Raw genomic sequence first — 16,902 nt, forward strand, 5'->3', positions numbered from 1 at the left:
AACTAGCGGCGGAATGGAAAGTCGTGACGGAAAATCCAACTCAGAAGTGGGGCGTGTGATGCGAGACAAGGAAGAGAAACGCGTCGACAGCGGCCGCCGTACCTGGCTGATTGCGACATCCGTAGCAGGTGGCGTAGGAGGCGTAGCCACCGTCATACCTTTCGCGGCGTCGCTTGCGCCGTCCGCGAAAGCGAAAGCGGCCGGTGCACCGGTCGAGATCGATATCAGTGGCCTGAAGCCCGGCGAAATGGTCACCGTGCCGTGGCGCGGCAAACCCGTCTGGATCCTGAATCGCACCGATTCGATGCTGGCCGACGTGGTCAAGGCCGACAAGGAAGTGGCCGATCCGACCACGAAATCCCCGTATTCGATGCCGTTGCCCGCGTATTGCGCGAACGAATATCGGGCACGGGCCGATCGCAAGAACATTCTCGTCGTGATGGCCGTGTGTACGCATCTCGGCTGCACGCCCAGCCAACGCTTCACGCCGGGTCCGCAGCCGAACCTGCCGGACGACTGGCCGGGTGGTTTCCTGTGCCCGTGTCACGGTTCGACCTACGACCTCGCCGGTCGCGTGTTCAAGAACAAGCCGGCGCCTCAGAATCTCGACATCCCGCCCTACATGTTCACGTCGGCGACGACCCTCGTGATCGGCAAGGACGAGAAAGGAGAAGCGTGATGGCCGCCGACAACAAGGAAGTCTCCACGACAGGTTTCACCGGCTGGATCGACCAGCGCTTCCCGCTCACGTCCACCTGGAAGAAGCACGTATCCGAGTACTACGCGCCGAAGAACTTCAACTTCTGGTACTTCTTCGGCTCCCTCGCGCTGCTGGTGCTCGTGAACCAGATCGTCACGGGCATCTTCCTGACGATGAACTACAAGCCCGACTCGACTCTCGCGTTCGCGTCGGTCGAGTACATCATGCGCGAGGTGCCGTGGGGCTGGCTGATCCGCTACATGCACTCGACCGGTGCGTCGATGTTCTTCGTGGTCGTCTACCTGCACATGTTCCGCGGGCTGCTGTACGGGTCGTACCGCAAGCCGCGCGAGCTCGTGTGGATCTTCGGCTGCGCGATCTTCCTGTGCCTGATGGCCGAGGCGTTCTTCGGCTACCTGCTGCCGTGGGGCCAGATGTCGTTCTGGGGCGCGCAGGTGATCGTGAACCTGTTCTCGGCGATCCCGTTCGTCGGCCCGGACCTGTCGCTGTGGATTCGCGGCGACTACGTCGTGTCCGACGTCACGCTGAACCGCTTCTTCGCGTTCCACGTGATCGCGATCCCGCTCGTGCTGGTCGGCCTCGTCGTCGCGCACCTGGTCGCGCTGCACGAAGTCGGGTCGAACAACCCGGACGGCATCGAGATCAAGGCGAAAAAGGACGAAAACGGCATTCCGCTCGACGGCATTCCGTTCCACCCGTACTACTCGGTGCACGATTTCCTCGGCGTGTGCGTGTTCCTGATGGTGTTCGCGCTGATCGTGTTCTTCTCGCCGGAGATGGGCGGCTACTTCCTCGAGGCGAACAACTTCGTCCCGGCGAACCCGCTGCAGACGCCGCCCGAGATCGCGCCGGTCTGGTACTTCACCGCGTTCTACGCGATGCTGCGCGCGACCACCGACCCGTTCAAGATCGTGCTGATGATCGTGATCGCGCTGCTCGGCGTGCTCGCGCTGATCCGCGCGCGCGGCAAGTGGAAGATCGGGCTGCCGGTGCTGGCCGCCGCGATCGTCGTGTTCATGTATCTGACCGAGTCGAAGTTCTGGGGCGTCGTCGTGATGGGCTCGGCGGTGATCTCGCTGTTCTTTCTGCCGTGGCTCGACCGCAGCCCGGTGAAGTCGATCCGCTACCGGCCGCTGTTCCACAAGGTGTTCCTCGGGATCTTCGTCGCGGCGTTCCTGACCCTCGCGTTCCTCGGCACGCGGCCGCCGTCGCCGGCGGCGACGCTGATCGCGCAGTTCTGCGCGTTGGTCTACTTCGCGTTCTTCCTCGGCATGCCCGTCTGGACGCCGCTTGGCACGTTCAAGCAGCCGCCGGAACGGGTGCGCTTCAAGCCCCATTAACGTGAGCGAGGAGAGAACGACATGAAGAAACTGCTTTCGACACTCGCGCTGATCGGGGCCACCGCCTGTGCGCTGCTGGCGGCGCCGGCCGTGCGGGCGGAAGGTAATTTTCCGCTCGACCGGGCGCCCGATAACACGGAAAATCTCGTTTCGCTTCAGCACGGTGCGCAATTGTTTGTAAACTATTGCCTGAACTGCCACAGCGCGAACCTGATGCGCTACAACCGTCTGACGGATCTGGGCATATCCCAGAAGGAGATCGAAACGAATCTCCTGTTCACGACCGACAAGGTCGGGAACACGATGTCCGTGGCGATGCGGTCCGACGACGCGAAGAACTGGCTCGGCACCACGCCGCCCGACCTGTCGGTCGAGGAGCGTGCGCGCGGCCGCGACTGGCTGTACACGTATCTGCGGAGCTTCTACCGCGACGATACGCGGCCGACCGGCTGGAACAACGCGGTGTTCGAGAACGTCGGCATGCCCCATGTGTTGTGGCAGCTGCAGGGGCAGCGCGTTGCCAAATTCGAAGACAAGACGGACGAGGAGACGGGCGAGAAGGCCCACGTGCTCGTCGGCTTCCAGCAGGTCACGCCGGGCACGCTGTCGTCGCCCGACTACGATGCTGCGGTGGCCGACCTGGTGGCCTATATGACATGGATGTCCGAGCCGGCCCAGCAGACCCGCAAGCGCCTCGGCGTGTGGGTGCTGATCTTTCTCGGTGTCCTGACTTTCCTGGCCTGGCGGCTCAATGCCGCGTACTGGAAAGATATCAAGTAAACACGCCTGACCGGCGTGGGGCCGGCGCAAGGCGGAACCCGTGAAAGGGGTTTCGCCGCGTGCCGGCCCTCGGCTTTTTTGAGGAAACGCAAATATGATGGTTCTGTATTCCGGCACAACTTGCCCGTTCTCCCAGCGTTGCCGGCTGGTGCTGTTCGAGAAGGGCATGGACTTCGAAATCCGCGACGTCGACCTGTTCAACAAGCCGGAAGACATTTCGGTGATGAACCCGTACGGTCAGGTGCCGATCCTGGTCGAGCGCGACCTGATCCTGTACGAATCGAACATCATCAACGAGTACATCGACGAGCGCTTCCCGCATCCGCAACTGATGCCGGCCGACCCGGTGCAGCGCGCCCGCGCGCGCCTGTTCCTGCTCAACTTCGAGAAGGAACTGTTCGTCCACGTCAGCACGCTCGAGAACGAGAAGGGCAAGGCGGCGGAGAAGAATCACGAGAAGGCACGCCTCGCGATCCGTGATCGCCTGACGCAGCTCGCGCCGATCTTCGTGAAGAACAAGTACATGCTCGGCGAAGAGTTCTCGATGCTCGACGTCGCGATCGCACCGCTGCTGTGGCGCCTGGATCACTACGGCATCGAGCTGTCGAAGAACGCCGCGCCGCTGATGAAGTACGCCGAACGGATCTTCAGCCGTCCGGCCTACATCGAAGCACTGACGCCGTCCGAAAAGGTCATGCGTCGTTAATGTTGCAATGAAGGCATGACGGAGCGGGCGGCGGCGTGCCGCGCGCCCGCTCCGGGTTCGAGGATTGTGATGCAAGAGATTTCAACGAAGCCTTATCTGCTGCGCGCGTTGTACGAGTGGTGCACCGATAACGGTTACACGCCGCATATCGCGGTGAGGGTCGACAACTCGACGCGCGTGCCGCGTCAGTTCGTGCGTGACGGCGAGATCGTGCTCAACATCAGCTTCGAGGCGACGAGCCAGTTGCAGATGGGCAACGAGTGGATCGAGTTCACGGCCCGGTTCTCCGGGAAGGCGCACAAGATCGAGATTCCGGTGGCCAACGTGCTCGCGATCTACGCGCGCGAGAACGGGCAGGGCATGGCGTTCCAGGTCGATGCGGTCGCAGGCGAGGGTGCGGATTCGGGTGCGTTCGACGATGACGCCGCGCCGGCCGATGACGCGCAGCGCGACGAGTCCGTATCGCCGTTGGCGCCCGTCGCCGACAGCGGGGCGAACGAGGAGCCGTCCGAAGGCGTCGACGAACCGCCGAAAACCGACGGCGACGGCTCGAAAGGCGGTAGCAGACCTCGCCTCAAGATCGTGAAATGAGGTAGAATCTCGCGCTACGCCGGCTTAGCTCATCTGGTAGAGCAGTTGATTTGTAATCATCAGGTGGCGGGTTCGAGTCCTGCAGCCGGCACCAATAAAATCAAGGGGTTACAAGATTATTCTTGTAACCCCTTGTTCCTTTCTAAAGCCGTGTAGGCGCCATGTAGGCATTTCGTGCCATCTTGGCCGCGCTGCGCGGCTGTCGTCAGAGCGGGCGCTGACCAGGACTTTTCTCAATTGAGATGGTCAAGCTGCTTCACTTGGCCAGCCGAGAGCCGCCCTCCGATGTCGGTGTCCCGATGGCATCGGACGATTACGCCGCTCCTCACCCCGCCGATAGTAGCCACGTTAGTTCGGTTCCCATCGCTTCCCCTTGCCGGTCTCGTAGTCCTTATGGCGTTTGAGCTGCGCTTTAACCAATGCACGCAGCAGCTCAAGTCTCGTCACGGTGGTCACACGCCATCACGCGGTTTTCTCCCGGTGGTGGGGCACAAATGCCCCACCACCCGACTCTTGCGCCCCCACTGGCACCCCACCTGATTCTGTCGGTGCTGTGAGCGATGCCACGTAAGGCGAAATGCTCAGACGCACAAAGGCAAATTCAGCTAACTACCAATGGAGAAGTGACTATGCTGCCGCAAGAAAAACTGACCGACCCGAGCGTGCCCTTCATGCAAACGATGATGAGCCTCTATTTCACCAACGAGGTCACACCGTATGCTGGTCAAAGCGAAGTCGAAGCGCTCCCGCCAATGGAGGCGCTCGTACTCGGCATGATGTGCCTGACCCAAACGTACAACAGCCAGCATGTCAATAACCTGCTCTATCGCAAGTACCGCATGTTCAGTTCGCGGGAGTGCGGCATCTTCGCCGAAGTCGGCATCCTCGGGCTGGTGGCACGCGGATACCTGCGGCCTGCTTCAAAAAAAGCTGAACAGGCCATCTGCGAGCGGAACGAGAGAGTCTGGGGCCTCGGAAACGTGCCGTTCGTCGTGACTGCGAAAGGTGCCCGCCGCATCGGCTACCTGGTAGCTAACCTCCGGGGCGGGCTCTACAAAGATGTCGTCAAGGAGTTGCAAGCCGAGTCGCGCGCAGCCGCAAAAGGCTGGCGAGCCGATGTCCCTGCCTAACTGGTCAATTTCGATACGACTTTACGGACCTCACCATGATGGCCTGGCACTACACGACCGGACAGAAATACGAACTCATCAAACAAACCGGCATCCTTCTACCAGCCGACATCGGCGTTGAGCCCCCGGAACAACCGATTCTCTGGTTCTCTACGCATTCAAAGTATGAACCGTCGGCCATGAAACCTATCAGAGACGCAAACGGCAACTTCATTCGGCTGACACTAGATGAACTTCGAGACGTAGGCGGCGGTCTTTACCGACTTGGCTACCCTATCAACCAGCTCAAATGCGGCGAGAAATTGCGCAAGGCAGCGAAGATGTCGTCAATCTGGTGGCGACGCCTTGCGAACGGCGGAGCAAATCTCAAGGCGGACCCGGCTGACTGGTGGGGGCATGTTGGGTCGCTGCCCCTGAGCGAAGTCACTGTCGAAACGATGGACTCGAACAAGCGATGGATTCCCATTGGCGACCGTGGCTAGGAGCACCAAGATGTCGGAATTCGAAACCCTCGAAGAATTCTCGGTTGCATCGGAGATTAGCGACGCCACTGTCACCGTGAGGCTGCGCCGTATGCTTAACCACAAGCCGACCCGCTTCAGTCCCGCGCCATGCTGCCTCGACTTGGCGGTCGGCAGCGTCGTCCAGCAGCATTTCGGTATTGATGAGTCACGTGCTCGCGAGACCACTGCTCGGTTCTTGCTGAAGCACGTCAAGGGGATTGCTCCGCCGCTACATTGAAGGCAACTTGATTGCGAGAAAGCCGCCCCAAAAAGGCCAACCGTTGCTCAACAATTCAAATCGAAAGGCCACGGAAACAGCGAGTTCCGTGGCCGTCTAACTAAACCGACCAGCTTGACCGGGAAACTGGGTCAATTTTGCTGGTCAAGCAGCTTCATCAGGTCAGCCGGGTGTTTCATCAGGTGATAACTCCAGCGGCCGAATCGGCTGTCGCGGTTTACTGCCTCGCACCATCTCTTCGCTGCCGCTTCTTTTATCAGCGCGTCGTCAATCACCTGCCCCTTGATTTCGACCACCAGCTTTTTGCCCGACACCAGCTCGACGATGAAATCCGGCAAGTAGTTCCGCTTGGTTCCGTCTTTCCGATACGGCACGCCGAAGCCGAGATGGTCGTTCTTGACCCAGGCTCGAACCTGCGGGTGCGTATCGAGGCAGTAGGCGGCGCTCTGCTCCCATTTTTTTGTATCTGCCACCATCGCGTTCAGGTGGCTGCGGGTAACCGGCCATAGGTCACGCCCTGTGGCGAATTCAACGAAGCGTGTCGAACGCATACCCGCTGCGCCTGCCGATATGATGGGTAGCTCCTGGGCCTGTCCGCTCTCATCGACGGCCTGCAAGTTGTCGATGATGCAGCCGACCGCCTTGCCGAAATACGGGTTCAGCGCCACGTCCTGCGGCGCACGGTTTCCCTTGCAGACGAGCTTGGTCGTCAGAAACTGCTGCGCGTAAGCCAGAAGCTGCGGAAAGAGTCGATGCGTCGGAATACTGTCGCCTTTATCTTTCTGCCATTGTTTCACCAGCGTACTTGCAAGGGTGAAGGCGACTTGCTGCACGCGAATACGTGCGCGCCACGCTTCCAACGTCACCAGTTCAGCAGCGCCAGGGCCATAAGCGGCAAGGCTGCCATCGGCACCTGCGAGCCCCTTCATGAGGGTGGTATCCGGCACCTCAAGCGGGTCGAGTGTGAGCGTGGGAATCTTGTCCCAATCCAGCGAAATCCGAGTGATGCCGGGGTCTGCGTAGCCTTCGACCACCGGGAACGTGATTTCAAAGTCAGCCTTGGCCGGGTCAGCGTATATCTGGTTAGACGGCGGCGTCGGCGGTGGGGCTGCGCCACCTTCAACCTTGAACGGAATCAGCTCGAACGGGACACCGAAAACCTTGGCGGTTTCCTCTCGGAAAAAGCCTGTGGCCTCGTCGAGAGCGTAAGACGTGCGACGCAGCGCGCGGCCCACCACCTGCTCGCAAAGCAACTGTGAGCCAAATGGCCGCAGTCCAACCACGTGGGTCACGGTGTTGCAGTCCCAGCCTTCCGACAGCATCGCCACACTGATGATGCAGCGCACGTCGCGTCCAGGCGGAATACTGGGGTCGATGGTTACCAGGCCGCTCTCTTCGTCGTCCAGTGCCTTGCGGTTGTGTTTCTCGACCAGTACCTCGTATTCCTCGGGGATATGGCCACCAGGCCAAGCAGTTTTGCCGATGGTGTCCAGCACAAAGCGCAAGCGCCGAGCTTCGTCGCTGCCGCTCGCACCAGAGGCGATGTCCTCCGCAATTTTGCTGTCCACGCGGATGGTGTTTTCCTGGCCGGGCCTATTGCGGAACTCAATCGGAGACTGGCCGTAGTCTGGCTTGCCATTGGCCAGCCATTCATACAACTCCTTGGCCAGCGCAGTATCGCGACACACGACAATAAAGACCGGTGGCACGTCGGTCTTACGGAATCCCTCTTTAAATTGGGCTGACCACGTATCCAGTGTCTTGCGCCACTCATCGGCAAGCTGAGTGATTGGGGTCGTCGCATAACGCATCACCATGTCCGGGCTGAGCTTCGCCTTGCCGCCGCCATCCTGCTCGATACGCTCTTGAACCCAGCGCCACACATTGAAGTAGGCCGGAGTTTCACCACCGGTAATGTCCTGGGTCGGCAACTGCGGAATTTTCACAAGCCCAGCTTCAATACCTTCCAGCAAGCTGAAATCGGACACCACCCAAGGGAAGGGCTTGCCCACTTCATTGCCGGAACCCTGGATGAAGAACGGGGTGGCAGACAGGTCTACGCAGAGACGCACGCCGTTCTTCGCCCCATTCAATGCCTTGTTGATACGGTCCAGGCCTTCAATCCAGACGGTCGCTTCGCGCGCATCGGCGTCCGCGGTTTCCTCATCCAGTGCGTATTCGTCATCGGGCTCCGCCTTGCCGCGCCGGTAAGCGTGGTGGGCCTCGTCATTCATCACCATGATGGCGGAACTGCGCCCCTTGCGGTTGCCCAGCACCCGGCGCAGGAATGCCGTGTCGCTCTCGTAGTATCTGGTTTCCTTGACCTCGAAAGCCGTCAGAGCACCGTTGCGGTCTTTGACTTCGCCGACGATTTCAAAAGCGCCCGTCAATGCCTGCTGGCGAATGTCGGCCTCAGTAAGTTGGTCTTTACCGCCGAGCTTGACCGTGCGCCGCTTCTCTACGGGGGTGCCGCGTTTCACCACCTTGGCCGACGTGCCATTCACGTCCGAAAGCTCGCGGCGCTCAAGGTTGTGCCAGTTGGTGACGAACACCTCGCCGCGACGCAGGTCGGGCATGCGATGCAGCGGTACCAGCTCACGAGTGCGATAGAGGCTGATTTCATCCAGATTGGGGTCGAGTTCGTGCAGCCGGTCGCGGACCGTGACGTTAGGGCAGACGATGAGCACCGTGTCCGAGTAGTTCGGATTGCCTGAGTCCGCGACTTTGTTCAGAATCGACCACGCGGCCAGCATGCCCATGACGGTGCTCTTGCCCGACCCGGTACACATCTTCACCGCGTAGCGGATGAATGCCTTGTATCCGGCTGCCTTAGCGTCATCGCCGGGCTCGTCGGTCGGGATGCGAATGCCCTGCTTCAGGTCGTCCGGCCCTTCAATGAGAAGGAGTACCGTTTCGACTGCCTCAAGCTGGGCGAAGAATAGTCGCTGCTTGCGGTCGGCCGAGTTCCACAGAGCTATCAGCTCCCTGGTGACTTTCGTCGCTCCGCTGTACTCGCGAGCACGCCATTCCTTCAGGCGCTGACGGATGAGGTTTGCTGTATCGAGCAGGTACTCATTGCCTTTTGCGTCCTGGTCGAACAGCACGGTCTGCTTCTTGGCCTTCTTGCCCCGACCTGCATGCTCTGGCACGCGGAAGAAGTAGCTCGCCGGGCGGCGACCTTCCCGCTTTTGTGGCTGCTTCCCTTCCTGGATGTGCCAGTGGAACTTCGGCTCCTCGAACGGGGAATTGATGATGGGCGCTTCGACGGCGTTGATTTGCGACATTGCTCGGTCCCCTTACGCAATGTGTTCGATAACGCGCATCAGCTCGTTACCACGCTCGTCAATGACCTTCACCGCAATCCGGCGCCGCTCGCCCAGCGCAAACGGCTCGCTCGTGGTGCCTGCCAAGTGCGCCCACACCGATTCATCGAAATCAGCCTTGAGAGATTTCTGCAGATTGTCCCAAGCTCCGGTCTTTGGGAAGAACACCTGCGTGGCATAGAAGGAACCGGATGGGTCATAGTCGGTGTCCAGCATCCAGCACGGCAGGTTTTCACCGTCGACAGACTCCGGTGCCATGGTGGACGGATTGAAGATGTCTAGGCCCTTCACATCCACTTGGTAGAGTGCTTCGCCCGCGTTGTTCTTCTGCGGTAGCTTGGTCAGCTGCACGTCCGGCAGACCGGTAACCGAGAAAATCTCCGATGCGCGTGTGGTCTTGAGCAGGTCGCTCATTGCAACGTCCGGCGTCACAGCAACGTAGGTGCAATGGATGCGCAACTTCGGAACACCGTCTTTGTTGCGTTCCTCAATGAGTTCGCGCGCCTTGGCTTGAATCGCGAAAGCAAAGAAGTACAACTGGTCGTAGCGGAGGAAGTGGGCCTCGCGCGCAGCTTCGAACACCACGTCTGCCGAAATGGCACCGGATTCGGGGCCGAAGACGATGGCTATGCGCTTGCCGTCGGCATCCGTCGCTTCGGCGTGCAGGATGTCGCCGTCACTCGTGCGGCGAATCTGGTCCAGTACCAGCTCCCGATTGCCGGGCAGGCGCAGGGTCTTAGACTGTCGAAGCACCTGCACCATGCGTTCAATGTGGGTTGCCGCATCACTTGTAAAGACCCGCTGCGGCAATCCCTTAGCTTCGGAAGCATCGGACGGCTCGACGGTCTCAATGGTCTGCGCTGGCGCAATTGTGCCCTCGACCACAAACGGACCCGCTACGCGAGTTACTCCCTTAACCTTCTTGGGCTTATCGACCAAGATTTCGATTTTGCCTTGCTCATCGTATGTGACTGTCGAGAGGGTCTTGTGAGGAACAAGCCCGCCTTCCTCCTCTCCTTTTTTGCTGACCTTGCGCTCGTAAGCGAAGCCGCCAATCGGTCCCGATGTGGGCGTTTTCAGCTCAAAATATGGATAGGTTGCGGTTAGCAAGCGTTGTCTAGCGATTGCAAGAGGCACTCTAGACGTATCACAGGTTATCCACCGTCGCCCCCACATTTCAGCCACGTACGCGGACGTACCTGAGCCACAGGTCGGGTCGAATACCAGGTCACCGGGGTCGGTTGCCATCAGCATGCAACGTTGAACTATTTTTTGGTTGGTCTGGACAACATAAGCCTTGTCCCCAGCATCGAAGCCCCACTTGGTATCGTCCCAAATGTTGTTTATCGGCTCAAGTGGATACCAGTCTAGGTACAAGAAATACGCTAAGCTTTTATCTCTTGCAATGAGAAGCCCCTTATCTGCCAGTTTCTGCATGCCATCAAGACCAACTTTCCAATGATTGTTGGCTCCGGGAGAATAAGATTTGCCTTCAAAAATAAATGGCTTACTGCCTTCCGGGCTGGCGCCAGATGATGTTAACGGGCCATAACGAAAAGCTCTCGCCCCCGCAGGGAGAGGCTCCTTTCCGGTATATTCATCTTTAGTCATTGGCCTAAATGAGCCATCGGCCAGATGGACATATTTGTATTCGGCGGCTCCGTCGCTACCAATTGTTTTCGGCCTAAAAAGGCGTCTATACTTGACTTGATTTTTGTCCTTGGCGTACCAGACAACATAATCGCCCGCACGCGATAACGTTTCGCTATTGAATCCGCTCGTCGTCACGTAAGAGATGACGGTGAGGAAATTCTCGGCACCGAATATTTCATCGAGCACTTCCCGAACGTGGTGAAGATTCTTATCTGAAATTTGAACGAAAATACTGCCGCTTGACGAAAGCAAGTCTTTCGCAATCAACAACCGGTCGCGTAAATACGTGAGGTACGAGTGGAGTCCCAGCTCCCATGTATCTCGATACGCCTTCACCATTTCTGGTTCCCGAGTCATGTCGGCGTCTTTATTGCCGTCGTCAAGCTTCGGCTTTCGAACGAACGGCTGAAAGTTCGAACCGAACTTCACTCCGTAGGGCGGGTCGAGATAGACCATCTGCACGTGACCACCCAAGCCCTCGAACTCCAGCATGGAATTCATGACCTGGAGGCTATCGCCGAGAATCATCCGATTTTGCCAAGGGCCCTTGTGTTCGTAGGCGTCGAGCCGGTCGGTCACATCGAGCTGAGGGTCGCCGAAGAGGTCGAGGTTGGTGCCTTTGGCCTTGCGGTTCTTGATGCCTTCCAGAATGGCTTTGGTGGAGTGTCGCTCGTGTACGAATAGTGGGGTGGTCGGTACACTGAGCTGATGCCGTTCCGCTTTGCCGGCCCAGTTCAGGAAGGGCTGAGAGATGGTCCGTAGCAGGCTCGCGGCCGCCTTTAGGGACTGCACTTGGACACCGCCGCCGTGCCAGACCTGCGGCGATTGAAAGACCGCAGCTTCGCCTTCCTCCGCGCAGCGGGCAACCAGGCCAATGAGCCACTCGCCGAGTTCGCGTTCGCGGCTCTCGTCCCACGACAGTGCCGGGTCAAGGCTGGAATCGTAGCTATAGACACGGTTCGGCTTTTTGATGCTGAACTGGTCCTGAACACCTACGTCGGGGCGTTGCACCGCTTCTTGCTTATGTTGGTATTGGGCGGACGTGTCGTTCACCGGGGGCTCCTTTATCCCATCGCTGGTCGTCTAACTAGCCTGAGATAATAGCGCCTCGGCTTGGCGCGGTCATTCATTCGCCGAGGCGTCGTGCAGTGATACGACTAGGCAGGCTTAAAAGCCGTCGCTAGTCCAGCCAAAATCGGTGGAAATCCACGGATTGTGATGCGCGTAAATGTCGGTGCCGTAAGGGCTGCCGCCGACATCGACGCCGCCGTAACCGTCACCGGTCATCGGCAGGCCAGTCGCGGGGTTAATCGGGGTATGTGACATGGTCGCTCTCCTATTGAGCAGTGGCTAAATGCCCCGCTGAAATCAACGGGGCGGAAAAATCAGTCGTCGCTTGGGAACATGAGAGTCACGACCGGCTCGGCGTTATCTCCCGGTCCGATGGTCATCACGAGGGCTATCGGTGTGCGACGCACGCCATCCCCACCGCGCGGCACGCGATGATGCTGGAAAGGCATACGGCTGCCCGTGTGATGACGTGCCAAGGTGGCGGCGGCCCAGAGCAGGTCGTTCAGGCGCCCGTGTTCGTCCTGTTGGATTTGTCGGGCGCTGTCCTCGGCTGACCACGCCACCACGTCCGCCCAAACCGCCGCTGTGAGTGCCACGGGAACCTTGAAGCCCGCGTCGTTTGCCTCTGCCGTGACATCAATCAGCACGCCGTCCGTGATTGCCTGCGCGCGCGTATACACCGAAATGACTTCACTGAAGAGGTCTTGCAGACAGTCTTGTTTTTCCATAGTGCTTTCTCCAAAGCTGACCGGATTCCAAGATGTGAGCCCGCTTTGCACCGATTCCCGGTCTTCGGCGTGCGGGGTGGCGTGTTGCTTGTGCCACCGTTTTTCCTGAGTGTTTCGCCCTGAGCGCACTGCCCGCCAGTCAGCCAGATAGACAATGTCGCGAACGGAAGCCGCAGCCCGTAGGGACCGGGTGAGTACGCGCGCGAAGCGCTCGGCGTTGTCTATCTGGCTGACTGGCGGAAGGTCGCTGTGGGTCGGGCGGGACAGTCGGGAAGTACGGCGGCAACGCCACTCCACACGACGAAGACGCTGTCGCGGTCGTAGACCGCGACCTATGCACGACGTATGTCGTGCGTGGCTCGCAAGCTGGAGGCGCGCAGGAGTCGGCCAAAGGACGGCGACGTAGAGGTGCCGCAGCGCGATACGTGCTGTGGGGCAAGGCGTTCAGCCGCTGCCCAGGTCATTGCGCCAATGCCCACATTGGTCCAATGACGTGCATCAGGGGGGCCGTCCGGCGCTGGAGACCCCAGTCTCCAGAGTGGTGCCCTAAGCACCCGGCAGCTGGATGGGGACGGAGTCCGCGCCCCGAGCAGCGCGCGGGCAAGGTAGTCAAGTCGGCGCGTAGCAGAGACCGAAGGCCATTGGGCCTGAGCCAGCGGCGCGTTCAGCGATGCAGGGTGAGTACCTTGCCCGCGCGCAGCGCGGGGCGCCCCGCAGTTGAGACATGAGCTACGTCCAGTAGCGAAAATGCCCGGCAAAACGTCCAGTTTTGCGAAGAGGGCATGGTGGCTCGCCGCGTAAGCGGCTACGCCTTCCGTGTTCGTCCTCCGCCGTCCAGGAGGGCGAACACGGGATGCTGCGTCTTTCGCGCTATACGAAATATCGACACGTTTTTTGGAGATACTTCGTGAAGGCGCGCGACGGACGCATCATTGCTGCGGAGAATGAGACTCGCATTCTCCGGGCGCTTCACCGTTTTGGCTGGCTGCAAACCCGGCTGGCATCGGCGCTGGTCTGGCAGACCTGGCTGTCGCGGCCAGTTGGCGAGCCAGACCTGGCACCGCCGCTCGCGCGGGCGTCCGATGTGCGGATGGCACAACGCACGCTGAGGCGGCTCGCCGAAGCGCACCAGGTACTGCGAGGGCAGGGAGCGGATGGCAGCGTGATTTATGCGCTGTCAGAAGCGGGGGCGCGCCGCTTGCAGCAGTCCGGCGTACCGGCTGTGTCGGGCAAAGACCTGATTCGTACCTTCAGTTCGGCGCACTTCCGCCATCGGACGATTGCCAACGAGATTGCGATTCGCGGCATCCTGACTGGCTATCGTGTCTCGACCGAGCGCGAGATTGCTCAGGACAGGTGGCTGGGCGGCGTCGAAGGCATAGCGGGCAAGAAACCTGATGTTCTGCTGCGCGGCGATGATGGCACGGTATGGCTCGTGGAAGTCGAACGAAGTCGTAAAAATGCCTCCGAGTACACCAAGTTATTGAAGTGGCTCGACGCTGTTGCCGCCGATGCGGCCAGCGCGTCGGGCTCCAAGCTGCTGGGCAATGGCCTGAAATGGGGCAAGGTCATCTTCGTCTGCACGCCTGCGTTCCGTGCGAAGCTCACGCGTGACCTGCTGGCAAAGGGCTGGAAAAAGGGTGCGCTCGATGCGCTCATAGCCTTCTCGACGGCGCTATACAGATTTGAGGACATCGTGTTTGCCTGATGGCCTGGGCGTTCATATCCAGGCCATCAGCAGGACAGGCAATCGACGGGGGGAGACGCCTCCCTAACCTGCGGTACTGACCCGCCGCTTGTACTCGTGAACTCCTTCGCGGACACCTTTTAATTTGAAGCTGTCCGCCGCGCAGAATGCATCTCGGTCTCGGCACGGAAAAAGAGGATTGGGCCGCGTCCCCGCCGGAGGCATCTGGTGGGGACGTTGCTTTTTTGTGCGTCCAGTTTCTGCGCGAACCCGGTCAGTCTGGTCATCGCGGTCATGAGAGCTTTCGTCTCGCCGCTGCTCAATGAAGCATAGGCTTACCCGGGTCCTGGTTTGTGCTGTTATCGCGCGTCCGCAATCTGCGAGCAGGTCACTCGCCCGCGATGGGGCGCGTGACTGGCGGCTCGCCGATTTGCTGGCGCTGTGAGAAGAATGGGTAAGCCCGCTGGCTAGGCCCGTGATTGCGCTGTGCCGGATGCCTGTGGCAGCGCGGCGGCTTGCCTCCGCTCACTGCTCTTCCTGGTTGCCCATCGCCCGCGCAGAGAGGGCGAATGAAATCGCTGTCTTGCACGATGGATTATGCGTTGCGCCAAGATGGAGAGGAGGGCAGCCAGGAAGCGATGCTGATGGCGTGGTGCCGTCCATCGTTTTCCTGGTCAGCCGGGTTTTCATAACACTTCCCGCACATCTTGTTGCGAACACAACGTTCAGGTACGTAGGTACACATCTATATATAGATGTGTACCTACGTACCTAGATGTACGCCGGGTGCGTATTCGGCTTTGGTACCTGCACGTACCTCTATGTACCTGATTTACGTCGCAGTGCCTGTGGCGGACACGACATCATCGGCCTCGCGAAGTTGCTCTGCCGTTACCAGGTCCTGGATGACGCGATACACCGATGATGCTGCGCCGCCGCCTTTGACGATATGCTCGACAACATCAGCTTTCTTCATCCCCGTGGTGTGCTCACGCAGGAGCGCCATGACCCTGCTCTCGATTGTGCCGCGCTTCGTGCCATTGCTGCGTTTTGGACTGCTGCCGGTTCTTGTGCCACTGCGGCGCTCGGGTGCTGCGGCTGGAGCAACAACGCAGGTTGTCGCCGTTTCTCCCCACTTCGTCGTGCCAGCCTCGACCACGTCCAGAGCGAAGCCAATGCGCTCGCCTTTTGAGCCGAGGTCACGATTCTTTGTCACTTCAGCGCATCGTCCGCCCGCATGGTCAGTTACTTCGAGTTCGACATCAACGGCCGCTCGCACGCCATTCCATCCTCGGGCACCAGCGGCGGCGTTCTTGCCACTGTGATGAATCAGCATGAAATGCGCTCCGCACTCGATGCGAATGCGGTCGATACGCGAAACGACGACCCCCATGTCCTGGCCCATGTTTTCGTTCGCACCTGCGCTCAGGCGGGCCAGCGTATCGCCGACAATCAGGCGCACCGGCTGTTTGCGTCGAGCCTCCACCATCTTGACCGTTTTGATGATGGCGTCGGTATCGGTGTCGTCTGCGAATAGGTTCATCGGGCTCTTGACGACGGCGAAGTTGGGCATGCATACACCGTAATGCCTCTTATACGCCTGAAGCCGAGAGCGCACCGAATCAGGGGATTCGGCAGCCAGGTAGAGCACCAATCCTGGCTCGGTTCGCCGTCCCATCCAGTCGATACCGAGAGCGATTGCAGCCGCCAAGTGGATGACGAAGAATGTCTTGCCACTATTCGAGTCCCCATACACCAGGCTGCTGCCGCCAACGGTCAACAGCCCTTGTACCAGCTCGTCGGGAGCTTCATAGGTGTCTGGAAGCTCATCTGCAAACACGACATCCAGAGGAAATTTCTCCTCATTTTTCACGGGTGCGGATGCGGGCGTGGTGGTGCGAGCAACCAGGTCTTTCACGTTGGTTTTTGCGCTCATGCTGCCACCCCGCCCAGCAGAGCCTGAATATCGGCGACTCGCCACGCCAGGCGACCGTTGATACGGACAGGGCGGATGGGGCCGTTTTCAAGACAGGCCCATTTGCGCAAAGTTTGCGGGCGGCGGTTCAGCGCGGCGGCGGCGATGTCGGTCGGAACGACAGCCTGGATGGCATCACGGTTGAAGCTCGACGAAATACGGTTGGTCGTGTTCATATCAACGATTGCATCTTGCCGTGCGCAGCGGGGCTCGAATGTCTGTTGATAACGCGCCGAATTCGTTTCAACGTTCATCCGAGTGTTCCGCTGTGTGCGGCGGTTTTCTTCGGCGTTGACGAACTATCAAGTCGGGGGAAGGTGGAGTCGCAAGACTGGAGGGGTGGGGTATTTGCGCCCCACTACTGGCGGGACGGTGTCTGGTGTTTCGCCGCGTGACCGTGGTGACCAGACTGACCGGCTTTTGCAGAAAAGCGTTACACGTGGATTGCCGTTGCGG

General features: G+C 59.7%; 15 protein-coding genes and 1 tRNA gene. 10 read left to right on the plus strand and 6 right to left on the minus strand.

The genetic code is table 11. From position 1 onward, the window contains the following. The first annotated feature begins 58 nt into the window (after nt 1–58). The 9 genes from petA (at nt 59) to JYG37_RS04180 (ending at nt 6,009) form a co-directional block, all read left to right on the plus strand. Nucleotides 59–679: a ubiquinol-cytochrome c reductase iron-sulfur subunit gene (petA, locus tag JYG37_RS04140; protein ID WP_050013116.1), complete on the plus strand. Its 621-nt coding sequence runs from the start codon at nt 59–61 to the stop codon at nt 677–679. Beyond that, nucleotides 679–2,061, plus strand: coding sequence for a cytochrome b (locus JYG37_RS04145; RefSeq protein WP_050013115.1), 1,383 nt, complete (start codon nt 679–681; stop codon nt 2,059–2,061). The genes petA and JYG37_RS04145 overlap by 1 nt, the downstream gene beginning before the upstream one ends. Nucleotides 2,062–2,082: 21 nt before the next feature. Further along, entirely contained in the window at nt 2,083–2,841 is a 759-nt protein-coding gene (locus JYG37_RS04150; RefSeq protein ID WP_050013114.1) for a cytochrome c1, read from the plus strand. A 94-nt stretch (nt 2,842–2,935) separates the two neighbouring features. Continuing rightward, entirely contained in the window at nt 2,936–3,547 is a 612-nt protein-coding gene (locus JYG37_RS04155; RefSeq protein ID WP_006400565.1) for a glutathione S-transferase N-terminal domain-containing protein, read from the plus strand. A 69-nt stretch (nt 3,548–3,616) separates the two neighbouring features. After that, nucleotides 3,617–4,138 carry a ClpXP protease specificity-enhancing factor gene (locus tag JYG37_RS04160; RefSeq protein WP_089488092.1) on the plus strand — a complete coding sequence of 174 codons (522 nt, stop codon included), beginning with the start codon at nt 3,617–3,619 and terminating at the stop codon, nt 4,136–4,138. Nucleotides 4,139–4,156: 18 nt separating this feature from the next. Next, nucleotides 4,157–4,232, plus strand: a tRNA-Thr gene (locus tag JYG37_RS04165). Between the two features lie 535 nt (nt 4,233–4,767). Beyond that, entirely contained in the window at nt 4,768–5,268 is a 501-nt protein-coding gene (locus JYG37_RS04170) for a hypothetical protein (RefSeq protein ID WP_213345894.1), read from the plus strand. Nucleotides 5,269–5,303: 35 nt separating this feature from the next. Further along, on the plus strand, nt 5,304–5,750 hold the full coding sequence (locus JYG37_RS04175; protein WP_213345895.1) for a hypothetical protein: 447 nt from the start codon (nt 5,304–5,306) through the stop codon (nt 5,748–5,750). A gap of 10 nt (nt 5,751–5,760) precedes the next feature. After that, entirely contained in the window at nt 5,761–6,009 is a 249-nt protein-coding gene (locus JYG37_RS04180; RefSeq protein ID WP_213345896.1) for a hypothetical protein, read from the plus strand. A gap of 131 nt (nt 6,010–6,140) precedes the next feature. Here JYG37_RS04180 and JYG37_RS04185 read toward each other — a convergent pair whose 3' ends face one another. The 4 genes from JYG37_RS04185 to JYG37_RS04200 form a co-directional block, all read right to left on the minus strand. Continuing rightward, nucleotides 6,141–9,293 carry a BPTD_3080 family restriction endonuclease gene (locus JYG37_RS04185; RefSeq protein WP_213345897.1) on the minus strand — a complete coding sequence of 1,051 codons (3,153 nt, stop codon included), beginning with the start codon at nt 9,291–9,293 and terminating at the stop codon, nt 6,141–6,143. 12 nt (nt 9,294–9,305) lie between these two features. Continuing rightward, the gene (locus JYG37_RS04190) at nt 9,306–12,038 is read right to left on the minus strand and encodes a site-specific DNA-methyltransferase (protein ID WP_249746024.1); all 2,733 of its coding nucleotides are present in this window, start codon (nt 12,036–12,038) and stop codon (nt 9,306–9,308) included. Nucleotides 12,039–12,152: 114 nt separating this feature from the next. Continuing rightward, on the minus strand, nt 12,153–12,311 hold the full coding sequence (locus JYG37_RS04195) for a hypothetical protein (RefSeq protein ID WP_213345898.1): 159 nt from the start codon (nt 12,309–12,311) through the stop codon (nt 12,153–12,155). A gap of 59 nt (nt 12,312–12,370) precedes the next feature. Then, nucleotides 12,371–12,784, minus strand: coding sequence for a DUF6573 family protein (locus tag JYG37_RS04200; RefSeq protein ID WP_213345899.1), 414 nt, complete (start codon nt 12,782–12,784; stop codon nt 12,371–12,373). A 907-nt stretch (nt 12,785–13,691) separates the two neighbouring features. Here JYG37_RS04200 and JYG37_RS04205 point away from each other — a divergent pair. Beyond that, nucleotides 13,692–14,492 carry a replication-relaxation family protein gene (locus JYG37_RS04205; RefSeq protein WP_213345900.1) on the plus strand — a complete coding sequence of 267 codons (801 nt, stop codon included), beginning with the start codon at nt 13,692–13,694 and terminating at the stop codon, nt 14,490–14,492. 811 nt (nt 14,493–15,303) lie between these two features. On the opposite strand, the gene JYG37_RS04210 is transcribed toward JYG37_RS04205, so the two are convergent. Further along, on the minus strand, nt 15,304–16,407 hold the full coding sequence (locus tag JYG37_RS04210; RefSeq protein WP_213345901.1) for a helicase RepA family protein: 1,104 nt from the start codon (nt 16,405–16,407) through the stop codon (nt 15,304–15,306). Then, nucleotides 16,404–16,622, minus strand: coding sequence for a DNA-binding protein (locus tag JYG37_RS04215; protein ID WP_213346081.1), 219 nt, complete (start codon nt 16,620–16,622; stop codon nt 16,404–16,406). Before JYG37_RS04215 ends, JYG37_RS04210 begins: the two co-directional genes overlap by 4 nt. Between the last annotated feature and the right edge of the window lie 280 nt (nt 16,623–16,902).

Origin of the sequence: Burkholderia sp. LAS2 (assembly GCF_018417615.1) — a bacterium.
Classification (GTDB): Bacteria; Pseudomonadota; Gammaproteobacteria; order Burkholderiales; family Burkholderiaceae; genus Burkholderia; species Burkholderia sola.

Coding starts and splice junctions, on each gene's coding strand:
- petA (WP_050013116.1), top strand. CDS start 59: ATGCGAGACAAGGAAGAGAAACGCGTCGACAGCGGCCGCCGTACCTGG.
- JYG37_RS04145 (WP_050013115.1), top strand. CDS start 679: ATGGCCGCCGACAACAAGGAAGTCTCCACGACAGGTTTCACCGGCTGG.
- JYG37_RS04150 (WP_050013114.1), top strand. CDS start 2,083: ATGAAGAAACTGCTTTCGACACTCGCGCTGATCGGGGCCACCGCCTGT.
- JYG37_RS04155 (WP_006400565.1), top strand. CDS start 2,936: ATGATGGTTCTGTATTCCGGCACAACTTGCCCGTTCTCCCAGCGTTGC.
- JYG37_RS04160 (WP_089488092.1), top strand. CDS start 3,617: ATGCAAGAGATTTCAACGAAGCCTTATCTGCTGCGCGCGTTGTACGAG.
- JYG37_RS04170 (WP_213345894.1), top strand. CDS start 4,768: ATGCTGCCGCAAGAAAAACTGACCGACCCGAGCGTGCCCTTCATGCAA.
- JYG37_RS04175 (WP_213345895.1), top strand. CDS start 5,304: ATGATGGCCTGGCACTACACGACCGGACAGAAATACGAACTCATCAAA.
- JYG37_RS04180 (WP_213345896.1), top strand. CDS start 5,761: ATGTCGGAATTCGAAACCCTCGAAGAATTCTCGGTTGCATCGGAGATT.
- JYG37_RS04185 (WP_213345897.1), bottom strand. CDS start 9,293: ATGTCGCAAATCAACGCCGTCGAAGCGCCCATCATCAATTCCCCGTTC.
- JYG37_RS04195 (WP_213345898.1), bottom strand. CDS start 12,311: ATGTCACATACCCCGATTAACCCCGCGACTGGCCTGCCGATGACCGGT.
- JYG37_RS04200 (WP_213345899.1), bottom strand. CDS start 12,784: ATGGAAAAACAAGACTGTCTGCAAGACCTCTTCAGTGAAGTCATTTCG.
- JYG37_RS04210 (WP_213345901.1), bottom strand. CDS start 16,407: ATGAGCGCAAAAACCAACGTGAAAGACCTGGTTGCTCGCACCACCACG.
- JYG37_RS04215 (WP_213346081.1), bottom strand. CDS start 16,622: ATGAACACGACCAACCGTATTTCGTCGAGCTTCAACCGTGATGCCATC.